The sequence below is a fragment of the Cupriavidus basilensis genome (genome assembly GCF_000832305.1).
GTDB classification, from domain to species: domain Bacteria; phylum Pseudomonadota; class Gammaproteobacteria; order Burkholderiales; family Burkholderiaceae; genus Cupriavidus; species Cupriavidus basilensis_F.
In genome coordinates this window covers 1190951-1209171 of record NZ_CP010536.1, presented here as the reverse complement: position 1 = coordinate 1209171, position 18221 = coordinate 1190951, and the positions used below count along the sequence as shown (strand labels likewise).

At 64.8% G+C, this 18221-nt stretch carries 19 protein-coding genes; 11 read left to right on the top strand and 8 right to left on the bottom strand.

Annotation, left to right across the window (positions count from 1 at the left end; genetic code table 11):
* Positions 1-184: 184 nt before the first annotated feature.
* Complete coding sequence (locus RR42_RS05475; RefSeq protein ID WP_043344726.1) at positions 185-1429, bottom strand: branched-chain amino acid ABC transporter substrate-binding protein; 1245 nt, start codon at positions 1427-1429, stop codon at positions 185-187.
* 218 nt (positions 1430-1647) lie between these two features.
* On the opposite strand from RR42_RS05475, the gene RR42_RS05470 reads away from it, so the two are divergent.
* A complete protein-coding gene (locus RR42_RS05470) occupies positions 1648-2178 on the top strand; it encodes a hypothetical protein (protein WP_043344725.1) in 531 nt (176 codons plus the stop codon).
* Positions 2179-2282: 104 nt separating this feature from the next.
* Here RR42_RS05470 and RR42_RS05465 read toward each other — a convergent pair whose 3' ends face one another.
* From RR42_RS05465 to RR42_RS05435, 7 genes are all read right to left on the bottom strand, one after another.
* The gene (locus tag RR42_RS05465; protein WP_043344724.1) at positions 2283-3821 is read right to left on the bottom strand and encodes a 2-isopropylmalate synthase; all 1539 of its coding nucleotides are present in this window, start codon (positions 3819-3821) and stop codon (positions 2283-2285) included.
* Positions 3822-4192: 371 nt separating this feature from the next.
* Positions 4193-4696 carry a peptidoglycan-binding protein LysM gene (lysM, locus tag RR42_RS05460; RefSeq protein ID WP_043344723.1) on the bottom strand — a complete coding sequence of 168 codons (504 nt, stop codon included), beginning with the start codon at positions 4694-4696 and terminating at the stop codon, positions 4193-4195.
* A gap of 145 nt (positions 4697-4841) precedes the next feature.
* Entirely contained in the window at positions 4842-5744 is a 903-nt protein-coding gene (gene pssA / locus RR42_RS05455; RefSeq protein WP_043344722.1) for a CDP-diacylglycerol--serine O-phosphatidyltransferase, read from the bottom strand.
* Positions 5745-5786: 42 nt separating this feature from the next.
* Positions 5787-6431: a phosphatidylserine decarboxylase gene (locus tag RR42_RS05450; RefSeq protein ID WP_043344721.1), complete on the bottom strand. Its 645-nt coding sequence runs from the start codon at positions 6429-6431 to the stop codon at positions 5787-5789.
* A 154-nt stretch (positions 6432-6585) separates the two neighbouring features.
* On the bottom strand, positions 6586-7602 hold the full coding sequence (gene ilvC / locus RR42_RS05445) for a ketol-acid reductoisomerase (protein ID WP_043344720.1): 1017 nt from the start codon (positions 7600-7602) through the stop codon (positions 6586-6588).
* A 97-nt stretch (positions 7603-7699) separates the two neighbouring features.
* Complete coding sequence (gene ilvN / locus RR42_RS05440) at positions 7700-8191, bottom strand: acetolactate synthase small subunit (RefSeq protein WP_006156850.1); 492 nt, start codon at positions 8189-8191, stop codon at positions 7700-7702.
* The gene (locus RR42_RS05435) at positions 8191-9951 is read right to left on the bottom strand and encodes an acetolactate synthase 3 catalytic subunit (RefSeq protein ID WP_043344716.1); all 1761 of its coding nucleotides are present in this window, start codon (positions 9949-9951) and stop codon (positions 8191-8193) included. The genes ilvN and RR42_RS05435 overlap by 1 nt, the downstream gene beginning before the upstream one ends.
* 368 nt (positions 9952-10319) lie before the next feature.
* On the opposite strand from RR42_RS05435, the gene RR42_RS05430 reads away from it, so the two are divergent.
* From RR42_RS05430 to RR42_RS05385, 10 genes are all read left to right on the top strand, one after another.
* Positions 10320-10886, top strand: a complete 567-nt coding sequence (locus tag RR42_RS05430) for an RNA polymerase sigma factor (protein WP_006156852.1) — start codon at positions 10320-10322, stop codon at positions 10884-10886.
* Complete coding sequence (locus tag RR42_RS05425; protein WP_043344715.1) at positions 10883-11317, top strand: DUF3619 family protein; 435 nt, start codon at positions 10883-10885, stop codon at positions 11315-11317. Before RR42_RS05430 ends, RR42_RS05425 begins: the two co-directional genes overlap by 4 nt.
* Positions 11318-11319: 2 nt before the next feature.
* Positions 11320-12099, top strand: a complete 780-nt coding sequence (locus tag RR42_RS05420) for a DUF3106 domain-containing protein (RefSeq protein ID WP_043344713.1) — start codon at positions 11320-11322, stop codon at positions 12097-12099.
* A 193-nt stretch (positions 12100-12292) separates the two neighbouring features.
* On the top strand, positions 12293-12859 hold the full coding sequence (locus tag RR42_RS05415; protein WP_043344711.1) for an RDD family protein: 567 nt from the start codon (positions 12293-12295) through the stop codon (positions 12857-12859).
* Positions 12856-13833, top strand: coding sequence for an esterase/lipase family protein (locus tag RR42_RS05410; RefSeq protein ID WP_043344707.1), 978 nt, complete (start codon positions 12856-12858; stop codon positions 13831-13833). Before RR42_RS05415 ends, RR42_RS05410 begins: the two co-directional genes overlap by 4 nt.
* Before the next feature lie 145 nt (positions 13834-13978).
* Positions 13979-14995: a UDP-2,3-diacylglucosamine diphosphatase gene (locus RR42_RS05405; RefSeq protein ID WP_043344705.1), complete on the top strand. Its 1017-nt coding sequence runs from the start codon at positions 13979-13981 to the stop codon at positions 14993-14995.
* 107 nt (positions 14996-15102) lie between these two features.
* Positions 15103-16269, top strand: a complete 1167-nt coding sequence (locus RR42_RS05400; protein ID WP_043344703.1) for a glycosyltransferase family 4 protein — start codon at positions 15103-15105, stop codon at positions 16267-16269.
* Complete coding sequence (locus RR42_RS05395; RefSeq protein WP_082054804.1) at positions 16157-16669, top strand: diacylglycerol kinase; 513 nt, start codon at positions 16157-16159, stop codon at positions 16667-16669. Before RR42_RS05400 ends, RR42_RS05395 begins: the two co-directional genes overlap by 113 nt.
* Before the next feature lie 139 nt (positions 16670-16808).
* Positions 16809-17507 (top strand): TetR/AcrR family transcriptional regulator, encoded by a 699-nt coding sequence (locus RR42_RS05390; RefSeq protein ID WP_043344702.1) that lies wholly within the window; start codon positions 16809-16811, stop codon positions 17505-17507.
* Positions 17504-18088, top strand: coding sequence for a TIGR00730 family Rossman fold protein (locus RR42_RS05385; RefSeq protein ID WP_043344699.1), 585 nt, complete (start codon positions 17504-17506; stop codon positions 18086-18088). The genes RR42_RS05390 and RR42_RS05385 overlap by 4 nt, the downstream gene beginning before the upstream one ends.
* The last annotated feature ends 133 nt before the right edge of the window (positions 18089-18221 follow it).

Sequence of the window (18221 nt, the reverse complement as noted above, 5' to 3'; positions counted from 1 at the left end):
TGCGAACGCTACAGCACGAAATGTGCCGCATGCGTCGTGCCTTGTGCGTGTCCTACATACAGGCAACTGTCTCGCCGGACCGGTTTTTGACAACCGGCTGGCTATGACAGCGGGCGATTATAACGGAAAACGGGCCGGCGATGGCGATTGCGATTGCGATTGCGGCAATGCCGGCCTGGAACCGCTAGAACCGTTCCATCTTGCAGGTCGTGGGCAACATGGTCTGCGCCGACTTTAGCTTCCTCACCGTGCGAAAGCCATATCCCGACCCTTCATTGTCAAAGCGCACATCGCCGCCCTGCTTCTCCATCACCGACACGTAGAGCGGCTGCAGCACCTGGTGGTCGTCGGCGCGGATCGTCGCATCATGGAAGTCGTTGACATAGCGCATGCCCTCCAGCGCACGCGCCACCTTGACGGCGTCGGTCGAGCCCGCCTGCTCGATGGCCCGGGCGAGCATCTCCACCATCATCTGCATGCGCAGGTGAACGTAGTCGTCCTTGGGTTCAGGGTAACGGGCACGGAACGCCTGGTAGAACGCGTCCGAGGCCGTGCCGCCCACGTTGGGGTGCCACTCCGCCACCGCAAGCACGCGCCCTACCCCGGCGTCTCCCATGGCCGCCGGCGCGCCCAGCCCGTTGCCGTAGAAGGTATAGAACTTGGCGTTCAGCCCGCCCTCGCGCGCGGCCTTGATCATCAGGGTGAGGTCGTTGCCCCAGTTGCCCGTGATCACCGCATCCGCGCCGCTGGCCTTGATCTTGGCGATATACGGGGCGAAGTCCTTGATCTTGCCGATCGGGTGGAACTCATCGCCCACGATGCGCAACTCCGGCCGCTTGGCCGCCAGCATCTCGCGTGCCGAACGCGACACCTGATGGCCGAAACTGTAGTCCTGGTCGATCAGGTAGACGCGCCGCACACCGGCATCGGCACGGATGACCTCGGTCAGAGCCTGCATGCGCATGTCGGCGCTGGCATCGAAGCGGAAGTGCCAGAAGCTGCACCCCTCATTGGTCAGCGTGGGATCGACCGCCGAGTAATTCAGGAAGAGCACGCGGGCATCGGGCTGCCGGCTGTTGTGGCGGTTGATCGCGCTGACCAGCGCGCCAGCCACCGCCGAGCTGTTGCCTTGCAGGACAAAGGGAATTCGCTTGTCCACCAGCCCGCGCAACTGGATCAGGCTCTCGTCGACATTGCCTTTGCTATCGAAGGTAACCAGTTCAAGGGGCCGCGCGCCTTCCGCGGTCTTGACGCCACCGCGCGCATTGACGCGGTCGATGGCGATCCGCAGGTTGCGCACTACCGCGTCGCCCGCGTTGGCAAAGGGGCCAGACAAACCTTCGATCATGCCAAGACGGATCGGCTCCTGCGCACCAGCGCTCGCCGCCACCGCCAGCAAACAGCCCGCCAGCCATCGTTTAGCCCACATCGAGTCATCTCCCGCCAAAGCGCTGCATGGTATGTCAGGGACCCAGCCTAGGCAAATCGGACCGCATTCGCGGCAAAACGGGAAATTGGGCGAGGATGACACGCCATGGCGGCGCTTGCCCTCAAAAAGCCGGCGCGTGCCACATGAGGCGCACACAACGTTTGCGCGCCGCTACACTCTTAATGCATATCACCACGAATTTTAATCAGAGAACTGCCATGAAAGCCTCATCGTCGCGCCTTGCCGCCCGGTGGCTCGCGCTAGCAACAGCAGCAGCCATCCTGCCGGCCTGCTCGGTGCTGCAACCGGTCAAAGTCGGCCAGGACATGGTAGGCGCGCCGCAAGCCGCCGTACAAGCCCGCTTCGGCACGCCGACCGACACCTACCAGCTAGCCGACGGCACACAGCGCTGGATCTACTCCAAGCAACCCTTCGGGCAACAATCCTACGCGGCCGACTTCGACCGCGATGGCCACTTGAGCACCTTCCGCCAGATGCTGCAGACCAGCGAGCTCTACAAGGCGAAGGTCGATGTCTGGACCAAGCTGGACGTGGAACAGCACTTCGGCAAGCCCCGCGAGCCCAAGCAGTATTACCCGCTGATGAAGCGCGAAGTATGGTCTTACCGCTTCAGGCATGAGGACACCTGGCCGTCCATGTTCAATTTCTATTTTGACGACGCCGGCGTGCTGCGCCAGACCCAGATCACGCCAGACCCGCTCGCGGAGGGCCGCGGCCGACGCCGCTGAGAGCGGGAAAATGCAAAAAGCCCGCCAGCATCCTCATGGGAACGCGGCGGGCCGATTCAAGCCCCACGGCCGGATAGGCCGCGGGCTTACCGGTCAGATCGGGATCAGATCTGCGGGTTGATCTTCTGCACGGCCTTGTCGTGCAGCTTGTTCAGCGCGGCCAGGTAGGCCTTGGCCGAGGCGGCCACGATATCGGGATCGGTGCCCACGCCGTTGACGATGCGCCCGCCCTTGGACAAGCGAACAGTCACTTCGCCCTGGGCCTGCGTGCCGGCGGTGATGGCATTGACCGAATACAGCACCAGCTCCGCGCCGCTGGCGACCTTGCCTTCGATGGCGTGCAGCGTGGCATCGACCGGGCCATTGCCCTCGCCTTCGCCCGTCACCTCATTGCCGTCCATGTTGAACACCACGCGCGCATGCGGGCGCTCGCCGGTCTCGGAGTGCTGCGACAGCGAGATAAAGCGGAAGTGCTCATTGACGTCGTGCGCCTCGTCGGAAACGATGGCCATGATGTCTTCGTCGAAGATCTCGGACTTCTGGTCGGCCAGTTCCTTGAAGCGGGTGAACGCGGCATTGACCTCGCCCTCGCTCTCCAGCTCGATGCCGAGTTCCTGCAGGCGTTGCTTGAACGCATTGCGGCCCGAGAGCTTGCCCAGCACGATCTTGTTGGCGCTCCAGCCCACGTCTTCCGCGCGCATGATCTCGTAGGTATCGCGCGCCTTCAGCACGCCATCCTGGTGGATGCCCGAAGCATGCGCGAAAGCGTTGGCGCCCACCACGGCCTTGTTGGGCTGCACCACGAAGCCGGTGATCTGCGACACCAGCTTGGAGGCTGGCACGATCTGCGTGGTATCCACGCCGACATCCATGTCGAAGTAGTCGCGGCGCGTCTTGACCGCCATCACGACTTCTTCCAGGCTGGTATTGCCGGCACGCTCACCGAGGCCGTTGATGGTGCACTCGACCTGGCGCGCACCGCCGAGCTTGACCGCCGCCAGCGAATTGGCCACGGCCATGCCGAGGTCATTGTGGCAATGCACGGACCAGATGGCCTTGTCGGAATTGGGGATGCGCTCGCGCACCGAGCGGATCAGGCCTGCGTAGCCTTCCGGCACGGCGTAGCCCACCGTATCCGGCAGGTTGATGGTGGTAGCGCCTTCCTTGATCACGCCTTCAAGCACGCGGCACAGGAAATCCATGTCTGAACGGCTACCGTCTTCAGGCGAGAATTCGATATCGTCGGTGAACTGGCGCGCAAAGCGCACCGCCTGGATGGCTTGCTCGAAAACCTGGTCCGGCGTCATGCGCAGCTTCTTTTCCATATGCAGCGCCGAGGTGGCGATGAAGGTATGGATGCGGAAGGAGTTGGCCGGCTTGAGCGCCTCGGCGGCGCGTGCGATATCACGGTCGTTGGCGCGGGCCAGCGAGCAAATGGTCGAATCCTTGACGACCTGGGCGATGGAGCGGATCGCCTCGAAGTCGCCGTTGGAGCTAGCGGCAAAGCCCGCTTCGATCACGTCGACTTTCAGGCGCTCCAGCTGGCGCGCGATGCGGATCTTTTCCTCGCGGGTCATGGAGGCGCCGGGCGACTGTTCGCCGTCGCGCAAGGTGGTGTCGAAAATAATGAGTTTGTCGGACATGGTGGGGCTCCTGGGCTGACTTTTGTATTTGGCGAATCGGGTGGATGCCTCGGCATTCGCCGTTTCGTTTTGCTGTGCTGCTGTATTCGTGCTGAATGCAAAACGCCCCGGCGTGCAGTGATGCAGGCCGGGGCGTTTGTAAATCCTGTGTGACTTTACGCGAGGGGCTTGGCTTCCCTCAGCGCGAACGCGTCCCGACCTGACGGCCTAGTAGGCCACCTAGAATGGTGCGGGCGAGTAGGGCTTGGCGCGAAATCATGTGAGCGACTATAGCCGAGAAGCCGGGTGTGTGCAATATGGATGCGTTAATCGGGCCGACAGCCGAAAAGGCACACCAGGGGGACGCCATGCCCCCCGCTGCACGGCAGGCGTCAGGCCTTGGGCGGGATGCGCAGCTTCTGGCCGGGGTAGATCTTGTCCGGATTCGTCAACATCGGCTCGTTGGCCTCGAAAATCGCGGTGTACAGCGCGCCGTTGCCGTAGGCCGTCTGGGAGATCGCCCACAGGGTGTCGCCCTTGACCACGGTATGCCAGGTCGATTCGGTGGAGTCGACATTGACCGACATCTTGTCGTCGACCTTGTCCACGCCATGCACATTGCCGCAGCACAGGATGATCTTCTCGCGGGTGGCCTGGTCCGGCGCCACGCCGAACACCGTCACCAGCCCCTGCGAGCCGTCCACCTGCACCATCAGCCCGGTGGCGTCGAGGTTCATCTGCTTGATGTAGCCTTCGATGGCATCGCCGGCGGCACGGTTGGCCGCATCGGCATCCGCCGCCGGCGCGTCGGCGGGAGCCGCCGCGGGCGCGGCTTGCGCTGCGCTGCCGCCAAACAGTTTCTCTCCTGCTTCCTTGATGAAGTCGAGCATGCCCATGAGAACCTCCAGTGATAAGTGGACAACAAGGGGGACTACAGTACAACCGAGGCTACAGTGGACCACGGCAAACGCCACGGCAATGCGACAGCCTGGAAAACAAATGTAAAAAAAGGCGCCGTAGCGCCTTTTTACTGACCTGCGATCAGGAACGATCGTTCCCGCCGTCCCGCACCTTGCGGATTTCGGCCGGCTTGCCGTGCAGCGCATGCCAGCCCCACAGCAGGTAGCCAGAGATGGCGTAGGCGACAAACAGGCCGAACAACGCCACCGGCGGATCCGTCGAAACCACCACGAACAAGACCAGCACCAGCACCATCATGCCGAAGGGCACGCGATAGCGCACATCGAGCGCCTTGCCGCTATAGAACGGCGCGTTGGAGACCATCGACAGCCCGGCATACAGCGTGATGCCGAACGCCACCCACGGCATCCACAGATCCTTGACCGGCAGCTTGTTGTCGATCACCAGCCAGACAAAGCCGGCCACCAGCGCTGCCGCCGCCGGGCTGGGCAGCCCCTGGAAGAAGCGCTTGTCGACCACGCCGATATTGGCGTTGAAGCGTGCCAGGCGCAGCGCGGCGCAGGTGCAATACACAAAGGCGGCAATCCAGCCCCACTTGCCCAGGTCGTGCAGGATCCACTCATACATCACCAGTGCCGGCGCCACACCGAACGAGGTCATGTCCGACAACGAATCGTATTGCTCACCAAACGCACTCTGCGTGTTGGTGATGCGCGCGACGCGGCCATCCATGCCGTCCAGCACCATCGCGGCGAAGATGGCGATGGCCGCGCTGTCAAAGCGCATGTTCATGGCCTGCACGATGGCAAAGAAGCCGGCGAACAGCGCCGCGGTGGTGAACGCGTTGGGCAGCAGGTAAATGCCGCGACGGCGCGGGCGCACGTACTCGATGTCGTGATCGTCCCCGGCTTCGTCGTCGAAATTGCCGGACTCGTTGCCACGCAACTGGTTGTGGCGAAAAGGACGCAAGTTGGTCACGTTGCCATTGGTAACGCGCTTATTGCGTCGGTTGAAAGCACCCATGCCTGTTCTCCAGTGGGTCTGATCTGTTCCGGCGTCGCCGGATTAATCCAGCTCAGCCAGGATGGTCGACGAGGCCGACACCTTCTCGCCGATGGTCACGCGCGGGCGCGCATCCACCGGCAGGTAGACGTCGACACGCGAGCCAAAGCGGATGAAGCCATAGCGCTGGCCGCGCGACAGCGTCTCGCCGACGCGGGTGTAGCAGAGGATGCGGCGGGCCACCAGGCCGGCCACCTGCACCAGGGTCACCACCTTGCCGTCGGCGGCACGGCGGATGACCACGGCGTTGCGCTCGTTCTCGAGCGAAGCCTTGTCGAGGTCGGCGTTGACGAACTTGCCGGGAAAATACTCGACCTTCTCGACCTTGCCGTCCACGGACACCCGGTTGGAGTGTACGTTGAACACGTTCATGAAGACGCTGATCTTCAGCGCCTCGCGGCCCGCGTACGGGTCCATGGTTTTCTCGACCACCACGATGCGGCCATCGGCGGGCGCCAGGACAGCGTTCGGCTGGGTGGGAATGGCGCGCGGCGGATCACGGAAAAACTGCAGCACGAACAGTGTAATGATCCACAGCGGCAAGGCCCACCAGAAGCCGGCGCTGACCTGCACCAGCAGCGAGATGACAAAGGCGCCAGCCAGGAACGGCCAGCCTTCACGGGCGATCAGCGGATGAGGATAGTTCATGCAATGCTTACTTGGTGGATAAAGTCTGACAAGGATAACAAAAAGCCGTTCAGTCCCCGCCTGATTAACCCCTCGCGAGGGGGAAATGTGCGGATGACTGAACGGCTGCGGCCCGCGCCGTCAGTAGCGGCGGGCCGTCGGGCTGTATGACAGCTTAGTTCTTCGACTGGTCGACCAGCTTGTTCTTTGCGATCCAGGGCATCATCGCGCGCAGCTTGGCACCCACTTCTTCGATCTGGTGCTCAGCGGTCAGGCGGCGGCGCGAGATCAGGGTCGGGGCGCCGGCCTTGTTCTCGAGCAGGAAGCTCTTGGCGTACTCGCCAGTCTGGATGTCGGTCAGGCATTGCTTCATGGCCTTCTTGGTCTCCTCGGTCACGACGCGCGGGCCGGTGACGTATTCGCCGTATTCGGCGTTGTTGGAGATCGAGTAGTTCATGTTGGCGATGCCGCCTTCATAGATCAGGTCGACGATCAGCTTGAGTTCGTGCAGGCATTCGAAGTAAGCCATTTCCGGCGCGTAGCCAGCTTCCACCAGCGTCTCGAAGCCAGCCTTGATCAGCTCGACGGTACCGCCGCACAGCACGGCTTGCTCGCCGAACAGGTCGGTTTCGGTTTCTTCGCGGAAGTTGGTTTCGATGATGCCGGCGCGGCCGCCGCCGTTGGCGGTAGCGTACGACAGGGCGATGTCACGGGCGGCGCCGGACTTGTCCTGGTGCACGGCGATCAGGTGGGGCACGCCGCCGCCTTGGGCGTAGGTCGAGCGCACGGTGTGGCCCGGCGCCTTCGGGGCGATCATGATGACGTCGAGGTCGGCGCGCGGGATCACGGCACCGTAGTGCACGTTGAAGCCGTGGGCGAAGGCCAGTGCGGCGCCTTGCTTGATGTTGTCGTGCACTTCGTTCTTGTACACGTCGGCGATCTGCTCGTCCGGCAGCAGGATCATGACCACGTCGGCGTCCTTGACGGCGTCAGCCACTTCCTTGACCTGCAGGCCAGCGTTAACGGCCTTGTTCCACGATGCGCCGCTCTTGCGCAGGCCAACGGTGACCTTGACGCCGGAGTCGTTCAGGTTCTGCGCGTGGGCGTGGCCTTGCGAGCCGTAGCCGATGATGGTGACGTTCTTGCCCTTGATCAGGGAGAGGTCGGCGTCCTTGTCGTAAAACACTTTCATGATGGTTCCTTCAGTCTTTCGTTTTCGTGTGTCGGGTTGGCGGCCACCGCCCGGCCAGTGCCGGCGCCGGCGCCGCCCTTGGATACTGCAATCAGGCTCAGACCTTCAGGATGCGCTCGCCGCGGCCAATGCCCGAGCCGCCGGTACGGACGGTCTCGAGGATGGCGGCGCGGTCGATGGCGTCCAGGAAGGCATCCAGCTTGCCGCCGTTGCCGGTCAGCTCGATGGTGTAGGTCTTCTCGGTGACGTCGATGATGCGGCCGCGGAAGATGTCGGCGGTGCGCTTCATTTCCTCGCGCTCCTTGCCGACCGCGCGCACCTTCACGAGCATCAGCTCGCGCTCGATGTGCGCGCCCTCGGTCAGGTCCACCACCTTGACCACTTCCACCAGGCGGTTCAGGTGCTTGGTGATCTGCTCGATGATGTCATCCGAACCGCTGGTGACGATCGTCATGCGCGACAGCGAGGCGTCTTCGGTGGGGGCCACCGTCAGCGTCTCGATGTTGTAGCCGCGCGCCGAGAACAGGCCCACCACGCGCGACAGCGCGCCCGGTTCATTTTCCAGCAGGACCGAAATGATATGTCGCATTACAGGTCCTCCGCGCCGAGCAGCATCTCGGAGATGCCCTTGCCGGCCTGGACCATCGGCCACACGTTTTCGGTCGGGTCGGTCTGGAAATCAAGGAACACGGTACGGTCCTTCAGGCGGAAGGCTTCGCGCAGGGCGGGCTCGACGTCGGCCGTCTTTTCGATACGCATGCCGATATGGCCATAGGCCTCGGCCAGCTTGACGAAGTCGGGCAGCGCGTCCATGTAGGAATGCGAGTAGCGGTTGTCGTACTCGATTTCCTGCCACTGGCGCACCATGCCGAGGTAGCGGTTGTTGAGCGCGCAGATCTTCACCGGGGTGTCGTACTGCAGGCAGGTCGACAGTTCCTGGATGTTCATCTGGATCGAGCCTTCGCCGGTGATGGTCACCACTTCCTTCTCGGGGAAGGCTTTCTTGATGCCCATCGCGTACGGCAGGCCCACGCCCATCGTGCCCAGGCCACCGGAATTGATCCAGCGGCGCGGCTCGTTGAACTTGTAGAACTGCGCGGCCCACATCTGGTGCTGGCCCACGTCCGAGCAGACGAAGGCATCGCCGTGCGTCAGTTCCCAGATCTTTTCCACCACATACTGCGGCTTGATGATCTCGGAGTTGCGGTCGTACTTGAGGCAGTCCACCGAACGCCATTGCTCGATCTGTTCCCACCACTTGGCCAGGGCCTCGCGCTTGGGCTTGACGTCGCTGGCCTGCAGCTGGGAGATCAGCTCCTGCAGCACATCCTTGACGTGGCCCACGATGGGAATGTCGACCTTGACCCGCTTCGAGATGGAAGACGGATCGATATCGATATGGATGATCTTGCGCGGCTGCGAGGTGAAGTGCGCCGGATTGCCGATCACGCGATCGTCGAAACGCGCCCCGATGGCGATCAGCACGTCGCAGTTCTGCATGGCCATGTTGGCTTCATACGTGCCGTGCATGCCGAGCATGCCGACGAACTGCTTGCTGGTGCCGGGGAACGAGCCGAGGCCCATCAGCGTGTTGGTGACCGGATGGCCGGTCAGCGCGGCAAGCTGGCGCAGCTCTTCGCTGGCATTGGCCAGCACCACACCGCCACCTGCATAGATGAACGGCCGTTCGGCGCCCTGCAACAGCGCGAGCGCCTTGCGGATCTGGCCCGAATGACCCTTGTTCACCGGGTTGTACGAGCGCATGTCGATCGACTTGGGATACTCGTACTTGCAGGAATTACGCGAGACGTCCTTGGGAATATCGACGACAACGGGGCCGGGACGGCCGGTTGCGGCAATATAGAACGCCTTCTTGATGGTCGCGGCGAGATCGCGGACGTCCTTGACCAGGAAATTGTGCTTGACGATGGGGCGGGTGATGCCGACCGTGTCGCATTCCTGGAAAGCATCCTGCCCGATAGCGTGCGTCGGCACGTTACCGGTGATGATCACCATCGGGATCGAGTCCAGGTAGGCCGTGGCAATGCCCGTCACCGCATTGGTGACGCCGGGACCAGAGGTCACCAGGGCGCAGCCCACCTTGCCGGTCGCACGCGCATAGCCGTCAGCGGCATGAACCGCGGCCTGCTCGTGGCGCACCAGGATGTGCTCGATCTTCTTTTGTTTGTAAAACTCGTCGTAGATATACAGCACTGCGCCGCCGGGGTAGCCCCAGACGTACTCGACGCCTTCTTCGGCAAGTGCGTGAACGAGAATTTCCGCCCCGATCATTTCCGGTGCGGCGGATGAATTGCTGTCTGCGTGGAATTCCGCGCTGGGCATGTTCATTTTAGTCCTTTGCAATTTTCGGCAAAAAATTGTTCGGATGCTCTCTGCCGGGCTTGTGGCACGGGTTCAAGCGGTGCGCGTCTGCATGATAGACCGCCTCATAAGCGGCCGAATGAGACAACCACTGATGTCGTGTGAACCCGCGACGATACTGGATTGATCCAGGCTTGTCTACGGGGTTTTTCAATCAGGAGGGCATCCTGCCATCCTTCGGACACCCTGCCACACGCTGAGCCTGAATGACCACAAAAGAGAACAAGGATGGTCACCGGGGGGGTTATTTGCTAGCATCCCACCATTTTGGACGTGCAAGAAGCCCTACCCTGCACTTCCACCGGCCAAGGCCCCACCGTCTGTACCCCGCCTGCATGGCAACCGATCAGGAACTATCCGACTTTCTCGCCAGCGTCGAGCGGCGCGCCTTCAAACAGGCCGTGTTTGCGGTGCGCGACGACGAAGCCGCCCTGGACATCGTCCAGGACGCGATGATCAAGCTCGCCGAAAAATACGGCGACAAGAGCGCCGCCGAACTCGCGCCGCTGTTCCAGCGCATACTGCAGAACACAATTCACGACTGGTTCCGCCGGCAGAAAGTACGCAATACCTGGGTCACCCTGTTTTCCAACCTGCGCGACGACCGCGAAGGCGAGGATAATGACCTGCTCGACACTTTCGAGGCCGAGATCGGCTCCGAATCCGCGGAAAGCAGCGCCGACAAGGTGGAACGCGCCCAGACCATGCACATCATCGAACAGGAGATCCAGCGCCTGCCGACACGTCAACGCGAAGCCTTCCTGATGCGTTACTGGGAGGATATGGACGTCGCGGAAACGGCTGCCGTCATGGGATGCTCCGAAGGCAGCGTCAAGACGCACTGTTCCCGTGCCACGCACACACTGGCGCAGGCATTGCGAGCGCGGGGGGTCCGACTATGAGCACCAGAAACGAAAAAGAAATCAACGAACGCCGCCTGGCACACGATATCCGCACGGCACTCGATGCCTCTGCGAATGCGTTGCCGGACAATGTGACCGATCGGCTTGCCGCCGCGCGGCGGGTTGCGCTGTCTCGCAAGAAAGCGCAAGCCGCCGTCGCCGCGCCGCAACTGGCCTCGGCCGGAATGCCCACGCTCTCTTTCGATGAGGACGACTCGGCGCTCCATCGCGCAGGTTCCTGGCTGCGCCGCCTTGGGCTGGTATGGACGCTGGTGGCGCTGGCCGCCGGGCTGGCGGGCATCTACCACTGGCAGCAGCAAAAGCGCGTCGATGAGCTCGCGGATGTGGACGCGGCGATGCTGCTCGACGACCTCCCGCCAACGGCCTACGCGGATCAGGGCTTCCACGTATTCCTGAAGCGCGGTCAGTAGGCATGGCCGGCGCTGACTTCACCCCCGACGCACCGCGCCGGCGGCTGGCAGCCTTGCTGCTGGCCGGCCTGGCCGCCGCCGCCACGATCTGGTTCCTGGTTCCGGCCACTTGCCAGGCTCAGGGCGGCCACCCGGGCGGCGCGCCCGCGGCCAGCATCGCCAACGCGCACCCGAACTGGAACGAGCTCAACGCCGTCCAGCAGCGCGTGCTCGCGCCGCTGGCAGGCGAGTGGAACAATTTCCCTGAGCTCAACCGGCGCAAATGGCTGCAGATTGCGGAACGATACGAGAAGTTCTCGCCCGCGGAACAGGCGCGCCTGCAGACCCGCATGACCGAATGGGTCAAGATGACACCCCAGCAGCGCCGCCTGGCGCGCGAAAACTACCAGATCACACGTTCGCTGCCCGCCCAGAAGAAGGCCGAGGCCTGGAACAAGTACCAGCAACTGCCGGAGGAGCAGAAAAAGAACCTCGCGGCTGCCGAGAAAGTGCCGCGCCGCCCTGGCGCGGTCAGCGCATTGCCCTCCGGCAAGCGCCTTCCAGCCGAGACCACCCGGCAACTGCACCTGGAAAAGAAGGCACCCGCCGGCGCCACGTCGGCCGCCGTGCGCGCGCGCGCGCGCGATGCCGGCACGCTGGCGGCGGAGTCCCAGGCCGCCATGCCAGGTACCGCTGCCGGCGCACCGGTGCCGACCGTGGACACGCCGCGCGAGGCCGCCACAGACGCCACGGCCAGCAGCACCAGCGCTACCGCCAGCCCCGACGAGCCGGTGCGCCGCTGAACCGCTGCGCGGTTGTCCGGCCGGCTCGCCCTAGCGCCCTCCCACGCAAGCTACCCGCCCCACCCGCGCTTTGGCATAATGCCGCTTGCGCCGGCCTGGCCGCGCTCGCTTGCTGCCTCGCGGCCCGGCCTTCGCTGCCCGGCCTCGCCCTCCTCCGGCCTGACGGCCCCACCGCCCTATCGCCATACCCGCCATGCCTGCCGTGACCACGCCCAAACCCAACGCCAGGCCAGCCACATCGGCTGCGCCGGACAGTCCCGTGCGCCCGGCCGAGGCACCGACGATCCGCCGCCGCATCGCCTGCATGCTGTACGAAGGCGTATTGCTGTTCGGCGTGCTGAGCGCCTCGACGGGGGTCTACCTGCTGGCGCGCCCGGCGCTGCAGCAGCTTGGGCTGGACAGCCCGCTCGCGATGCAGTGCTGGAGCTTCCTGGTGCTGGGCTGCTACTTTGTCTGGTTCTGGCAGCGCAACGGGCAGACGCTCGCCATGCAGACGTGGCGCATGCGGGTCGAGACGGCTGCGGGCGCGCCCCCGCGCTGGCCGCAGGCCACGCTGCGTTACCTGCTGGCATGGCTGTGGCTGCCGCCTTCGGCGGCACTCGGGCACCTGCTCGGCCTGGTCAAGGGCCCGTTCGTCGGCGTGCTATGCGCCGGCCTGCTCGCCTGGGTCCTGCTGGCCCTGCTCGACCCCAGGCGGCAGTTCCTGCATGACCGCCTCGCCCGTACCCGCCTGACCGATCTGCGCCCGCCCAAGCCATGAGCCTGTCGGCCGCCGCCTTGCGCCGCATCGCGGTGGCATTGCAGGCCGCCGTGGCGCTAGGCTGCGCCGCTGAACTGCACGCCCTGCATGGGTGGTCCCTCGCCGCCGGCCTGCTGGCCGGCATTGGCGCGGTGCTGGCGATACTGGGGCTGTCCGTTGCCTGCGCCTTTGCCTTTACCCTGCCCGGCCTGGGCGAGCCCGAGGCGACGCGCCCCCCGATCCCTCCCGCCCTGCAAGCCATGCGGCCGGCCCGTTTGACGCCATGGCAGGCGCTGGCCTGTTACCTGCGTGAATACGCCGCCGTGTTCCGGATGTTCAACTGGCTGCAGCCCTTTTGCTCGCACCACCGCTTGCGCCCGGCCAAAGCCCCGGGCTCGCGCCCGCCGCTGCTGCTGGTGCACGGCTATGGCTGCAACCACGCCGTCTGGCTCGACATGCAGCCCGCCCTGGCGGCGGCCGGCTACCACTGCGAGGCGATCGACCTGGACCCGGTGTTTGGCGACATCGACCAATACGCCCTCGAAGTCCGTGCCGCCATCGCGCGCATCGCCGCCACCACCGGCCAGCCGCCGCTGCTGCTCTGCCACAGCATGGGCGGCCTGGCCGCGCGCGCCGCGCTAGCGGGACGCGGCAAACCCCCGCCCTGCCGCGGCATCGTCACGCTGGGCACACCGCATCACGGCTGCGTGCTGGCCCGCTACGGCAGAGGCTTCAATTCTCGCCAGATGCGCTGCGCCAGCGCCTGGCTGCGCGCGCTGGCGGCGCGCGAAACATCACGCCAGCGCGCTGCCCTGGTGTCGATTTTCAGTTGGCATGATTCGATTGCCGGGCCGGTGGGAACCTCCTGGATCGAGGGCGCGCATCATGTGGCGCTTGGCGGCATCGGGCATGTCAGCTTGCTGCGGCATCCGGTGGCCACGCAGGCCGTGTTGCTAGCGCTGGCGCAGTTGTCGGCGGTGGCGCCAGCGGCCTGATGAGACCACGGAGCCAGCAGCCGGAAGCCCCAGCCAGCCACCCCATAGCCGCTTCCACACAACAGTCATATGACGTTCATGTTTCCTTAACAGCTTCGTCACGCGCCGCTGGCCCAATGCAGCCATCGTCGCTACCGAGGCCGCCATGGTTCAAGCTCTTCGTTCTGCCCGCGGACATCTGGCCAAGGCCGCGCAACTGCTGCGCAGCCGCACCGCCGAGTCGCAATCCCTGCCACGGCCCATGTCATTGCCTGCCGCGCTGGCCGCCTTCATGCCACCGGCCAGCGACTTGCAGCAACGGCCTCCCGGGCGTAGCGCCACCTCTGCCGCCAGCGCCCCGCCCCCCGAAGCCACCACCCAGCCCCCGCATCCGTCCCATCCCACCCGCCACTACCGCGCCATCTGGCTGTCGGACATCCACCTCGGCACGGCCGGCTGCCAGGCCAATTACCTGCTCGACTTCCTCAAGCACAATGAATCGGACCAGCTCTACCTGGTCGGCGACATCATCGATGGCTGGCAGCTGCGCCGCGGCTGGTACTGGCCGCAGAGCCACAACGATGTGGTGCAGAAGCTGCTGCGCAAGGCGCGCAAGGGCACCGAGGTGATCTACGTGCCGGGCAACCACGATGAGGTGGCGCGGCAGTTCGACGGCCTCGCCTTCGGCGATATCACGGTGCGCGAAGATGCCGTCCACGTCACCGCCGCGGGCAGGCGACTGTGGGTCGTGCACGGCGACCTGTTCGACGGTGTGGTGCAGCACGCGCGCTGGCTGGCTTACCTGGGCGACTCGCTCTACACGCTGATCCTGGCCATCAACCGGCACTTCAACCGCATCCGCGCGCGCCTGGGCTTTCCCTACTGGTCGCTGTCGCAATACCTGAAGCACCAGGTCAAGAACGCGGTCAACTACATCAATTCGTTCGAGCAGGCGATGGTGGATGAGGCGCGCCGGCGCGGCTGCGATGGCGTGATCTGCGGCCATATCCACAAGGCCGAGATCCGCGAGGTCGACGGCCAGCTCTACTGCAACGACGGCGACTGGGTGGAGAGCCTCTCCGCCCTGGTGGAGACGCAGGACGGCGAATTGCAGATCGTCTACTGGACCACCTTGCTCGATGCGCCGGCCACAGCAGGGCGCCGCACCGTCGCCACGGCCTGACGAGACTTGAGCGCGGCACCTGCCCCACACGCCGCCACCCGTACAACGGTATTGCCGTGGCCTCGCCGAGGCCGGCCACCCACGCGGCCTGGCCGCAAGGAGCAGCTATGAAGATCCTGATCGTCACCGACGCCTGGGAGCCGCAGGTCAATGGCGTGGTGCGCACGCTCAAGTCCACCCGCCGCGAGCTGATTGCGATGGGGCACACGGTGGAGCTGATCACGCCGCAGGAATTCACCACCATTCCCTGCCCGACCTATCCGGAGATCGCGCTGTCACTGTTCGCCGCCGCCAAGGTCCGCGCGCGCATCCGCGCCTTCGCACCGGACGCGCTGCATATCGCCACGGAAGGCCCGCTCGGGCTGGCTGCACGCCGCTATGCGATCCGCGAGCAGTTGCCGTTCACCACCGCCTACCACACACGCTTTCCGGAGTACGTGCAGGCACGCTTTGGCATTCCGCTTGCCTGGACCTACCGCTTCCTGCGCTGGTTCCACGGCCCGGCGCGCGCCGTGATGGCGCCGACGCCTGTGGTGCTGCAAGACCTGCATCAGTTTGGCATCACCCACGGCGTGCTGTGGACCCGCGGCGTCGACCTCGATGTCTTCACCACCCAGCAGGCTAACGTGCTGAACACGGCGCACCCGATCTTTCTCTACGTGGGGCGTGTCGCCGTGGAAAAAAACGTGGAGGCCTTCCTCGCGCTGGACCTGCCCGGCTCCAAGTGGGTGGTGGGCGACGGGCCGGCGCTGGCGTCGCTGCGCGCGCGCTATCCGGCGGCCAACTACCTGGGCGTACTGACCCAGCCGGAGCTGGCCAAGGTGTATGCTTCAGCCGACGTCTTTGTATTCCCCAGCCGCACCGATACGTTCGGGCTGGTGCTGCTCGAAGCCCTGGCCAGCGGGCTGCCGGTGGCGGCCTATCCGGTAACCGGGCCAATCGATGTGCTCGGCCACAGCGATGCCGGGGTGATGCACGAAGACTTGCGTGAAGCTTGCCTGGAAGCGCTGCGCATCGACCGCGCCACCGCTCGCGCCCATGCCGAACGGTTCTCGTGGCGCGCCGCCTCCGAGCAGTTCCTGACTCACCTGCAGCCACTGCCGGCCGTGCGCGCGACCCCCAACGGCACGAACGGCACCACTGCCCGCCCCTCCTCCGAACATGCCGACTCCGCTTCGCCCACCCACCGAACCGCACCGCCCGCCGGCGCCACAGACCGTCACGTCAGCCCCGGCACCGCCCCCGGACTCGCCGAGCAGCGACTACACGATTGAGCAGAACCCCCACAAGGGCAACCGCGGCCTGGCGCGGGCCTGGCATGCCGGCATCAACTCGGTGTCCGGCCTGCGCTACGCGGTGCTGGAAGAAAGCGCGTTTCGCCAGGAGCTGACGCTGGTGGTCATCCTCACGCCCTGCGCCTTGCTGCTGCCGGTCGGCATTGTCGAGCGCATCCTGCTGCTGGGCACCCTGCTGCTGGTGCTGATCGTGGAATTGCTCAACTCCAGCGTGGAAGCCGCGGTCGACCGGATTTCGCTGGAGCGGCACAGCCTGTCCAAGCGCGCCAAGGACTTCGGCAGCGCGGCGGTCATGCTGGCGCTGGTGCTATGCGGCGGCACCTGGCTGGCTATCGCGGGGCCGATCGTGATGGACTGGCTGCGCGCGCTGGCGGCCTGACAGGCTGGCCGCACGGGCTCGGCACAAGCGCGGCACGGCGGGCGCGCGGACAGCGCCAATGGCGCTTGTGGCATGGCGGCAAACGGCGATTGCTTATAATCGCCTTCAACTTACCGAATTGCCGCTCGCCCGGTCGCCTATGGAACCCAAACAGCAAGCCGGTCCCCGCCGCACCCGGGACCGCATCCTGGACGTCTCACTCCGCCTGTTCAACGAGGTGGGCGAGCCCAACGTCACCACCACCACCATTGCGGAAGCCATGGAGATCAGCCCCGGCAATCTCTACTATCACTTCCGCAACAAGGACGACATCATCAACTCCATCTTCGTGCTGTTCGAGCAGGAGATGGAGCGCCGCCTGAAGTTGCCCGACGATCACAAGGCCACGCTGGACGAAAGCTGGGGCTACCTGCAATACATGGCGGAGTTCCTGTGGAACTACCGCTTCCTGTATCGCGACATCAATGACCTGCTGGCGCGCAACCGCATGCTTGAAACCAATTTCAAGCGCATCGTCGAGCAGAAGAAGCGCTTTGCGATGGAGATCTGCCGGCAGTTCCAGGAAGACGGCGAGATGGAGGCCACGCCCGAGCAGGTCGAGGCCATCTGCACCAATATCGTGGTGATCGCCACCTACTGGCTGTCGTTCCAGTTCGTGCAGCATCCGCGCCAGTACAACGACCCTGAGCTGATCCGCGGCTACCTGCACGGCTCCAGCTACCATATCTTCTCGATCCTGGCCCCTTACCTGCGCGGCAAGGCCCGCCAGGCGTTCGACAAGCAAGCCCAGGAATACGCCGCGGCCAAGGCGGCGCAAACAGAAAAGGAAAAAAAGTGAAGTCCGTTTGCATCTATTGCGGCTCCAGCCCCGGCAATCGTCCCGAGTACGCCGCCGCGGCGCGCGCCATGGGCAAGACCCTGGCCGAGCGCGGCCTGGCGCTGGTGTACGGTGGGGGCAAGGTCGGGCTGATGGGCACCGTGGCCGACGCCGTGCTGGCCAACGGCGGCACCGCGATCGGCATCATTCCCGAGGCGCTGATGCAAAAGGAAGTTGGCCATCGCGGCTTGACCGAGCTGCACGTGGTGCGCAACATGCACGAGCGCAAGCAGATGATGGCCGACCGCGCCGATGCATTCATCGCCATGCCGGGCGGCGTCGGCACCTTCGAGGAGTTGTTCGAGACCTTCACCTGGCTGCAGCTGGGCTATCACGCCAAGCCGGTGGGACTGCTCAATGCGGAAGGCTTCTACGACAGCATGCTGGGCTTCATGCAGCACGCCGTGGACGAAGGCTTCCTGAAGCAGGTCCACAACGACCTGCTGCATGTGGCGCCCACGCCCGAAGGCATCCTCGACAAGCTCGCCAACGCGCCGCGCTTGCTGGTGGACAAGTGGCAGGAGAAGCGCGAGCAGACCTGATGGTGCTCCCCGCGGCCCGACGCCCGACGCCCGACGCCCGACGCCCGATACCCGATACCCGATACCCGATACCGAGAGCCGGCCACATCGGCTTGCGCCCCGGCCCCGCCACCACCCCGCGATAGCGGCTGTG

Excerpts from the sequence above, each read along its gene's own strand:
- RR42_RS05475 (WP_043344726.1), bottom strand. The coding sequence starts at position 1,429 with ATGTGGGCTAAACGATGGCTGGCGGGCTGTTTGCTGGCGGTGGCGGCG.
- RR42_RS05470 (WP_043344725.1), top strand. The coding sequence starts at position 1,648 with ATGAAAGCCTCATCGTCGCGCCTTGCCGCCCGGTGGCTCGCGCTAGCA.
- RR42_RS05465 (WP_043344724.1), bottom strand. The coding sequence starts at position 3,821 with ATGTCCGACAAACTCATTATTTTCGACACCACCTTGCGCGACGGCGAA.
- lysM (WP_043344723.1), bottom strand. The coding sequence starts at position 4,696 with ATGGGCATGCTCGACTTCATCAAGGAAGCAGGAGAGAAACTGTTTGGC.
- pssA (WP_043344722.1), bottom strand. The coding sequence starts at position 5,744 with ATGGGTGCTTTCAACCGACGCAATAAGCGCGTTACCAATGGCAACGTG.
- RR42_RS05450 (WP_043344721.1), bottom strand. The coding sequence starts at position 6,431 with ATGAACTATCCTCATCCGCTGATCGCCCGTGAAGGCTGGCCGTTCCTG.
- ilvC (WP_043344720.1), bottom strand. The coding sequence starts at position 7,602 with ATGAAAGTGTTTTACGACAAGGACGCCGACCTCTCCCTGATCAAGGGC.
- ilvN (WP_006156850.1), bottom strand. The coding sequence starts at position 8,191 with ATGCGACATATCATTTCGGTCCTGCTGGAAAATGAACCGGGCGCGCTG.
- RR42_RS05435 (WP_043344716.1), bottom strand. The coding sequence starts at position 9,951 with ATGAACATGCCCAGCGCGGAATTCCACGCAGACAGCAATTCATCCGCC.
- RR42_RS05430 (WP_006156852.1), top strand. The coding sequence starts at position 10,320 with ATGGCAACCGATCAGGAACTATCCGACTTTCTCGCCAGCGTCGAGCGG.
- RR42_RS05425 (WP_043344715.1), top strand. The coding sequence starts at position 10,883 with ATGAGCACCAGAAACGAAAAAGAAATCAACGAACGCCGCCTGGCACAC.
- RR42_RS05420 (WP_043344713.1), top strand. The coding sequence starts at position 11,320 with ATGGCCGGCGCTGACTTCACCCCCGACGCACCGCGCCGGCGGCTGGCA.
- RR42_RS05415 (WP_043344711.1), top strand. The coding sequence starts at position 12,293 with ATGCCTGCCGTGACCACGCCCAAACCCAACGCCAGGCCAGCCACATCG.
- RR42_RS05410 (WP_043344707.1), top strand. The coding sequence starts at position 12,856 with ATGAGCCTGTCGGCCGCCGCCTTGCGCCGCATCGCGGTGGCATTGCAG.
- RR42_RS05405 (WP_043344705.1), top strand. The coding sequence starts at position 13,979 with ATGGTTCAAGCTCTTCGTTCTGCCCGCGGACATCTGGCCAAGGCCGCG.
- RR42_RS05400 (WP_043344703.1), top strand. The coding sequence starts at position 15,103 with ATGAAGATCCTGATCGTCACCGACGCCTGGGAGCCGCAGGTCAATGGC.
- RR42_RS05395 (WP_082054804.1), top strand. The coding sequence starts at position 16,157 with ATGCCGACTCCGCTTCGCCCACCCACCGAACCGCACCGCCCGCCGGCG.
- RR42_RS05390 (WP_043344702.1), top strand. The coding sequence starts at position 16,809 with ATGGAACCCAAACAGCAAGCCGGTCCCCGCCGCACCCGGGACCGCATC.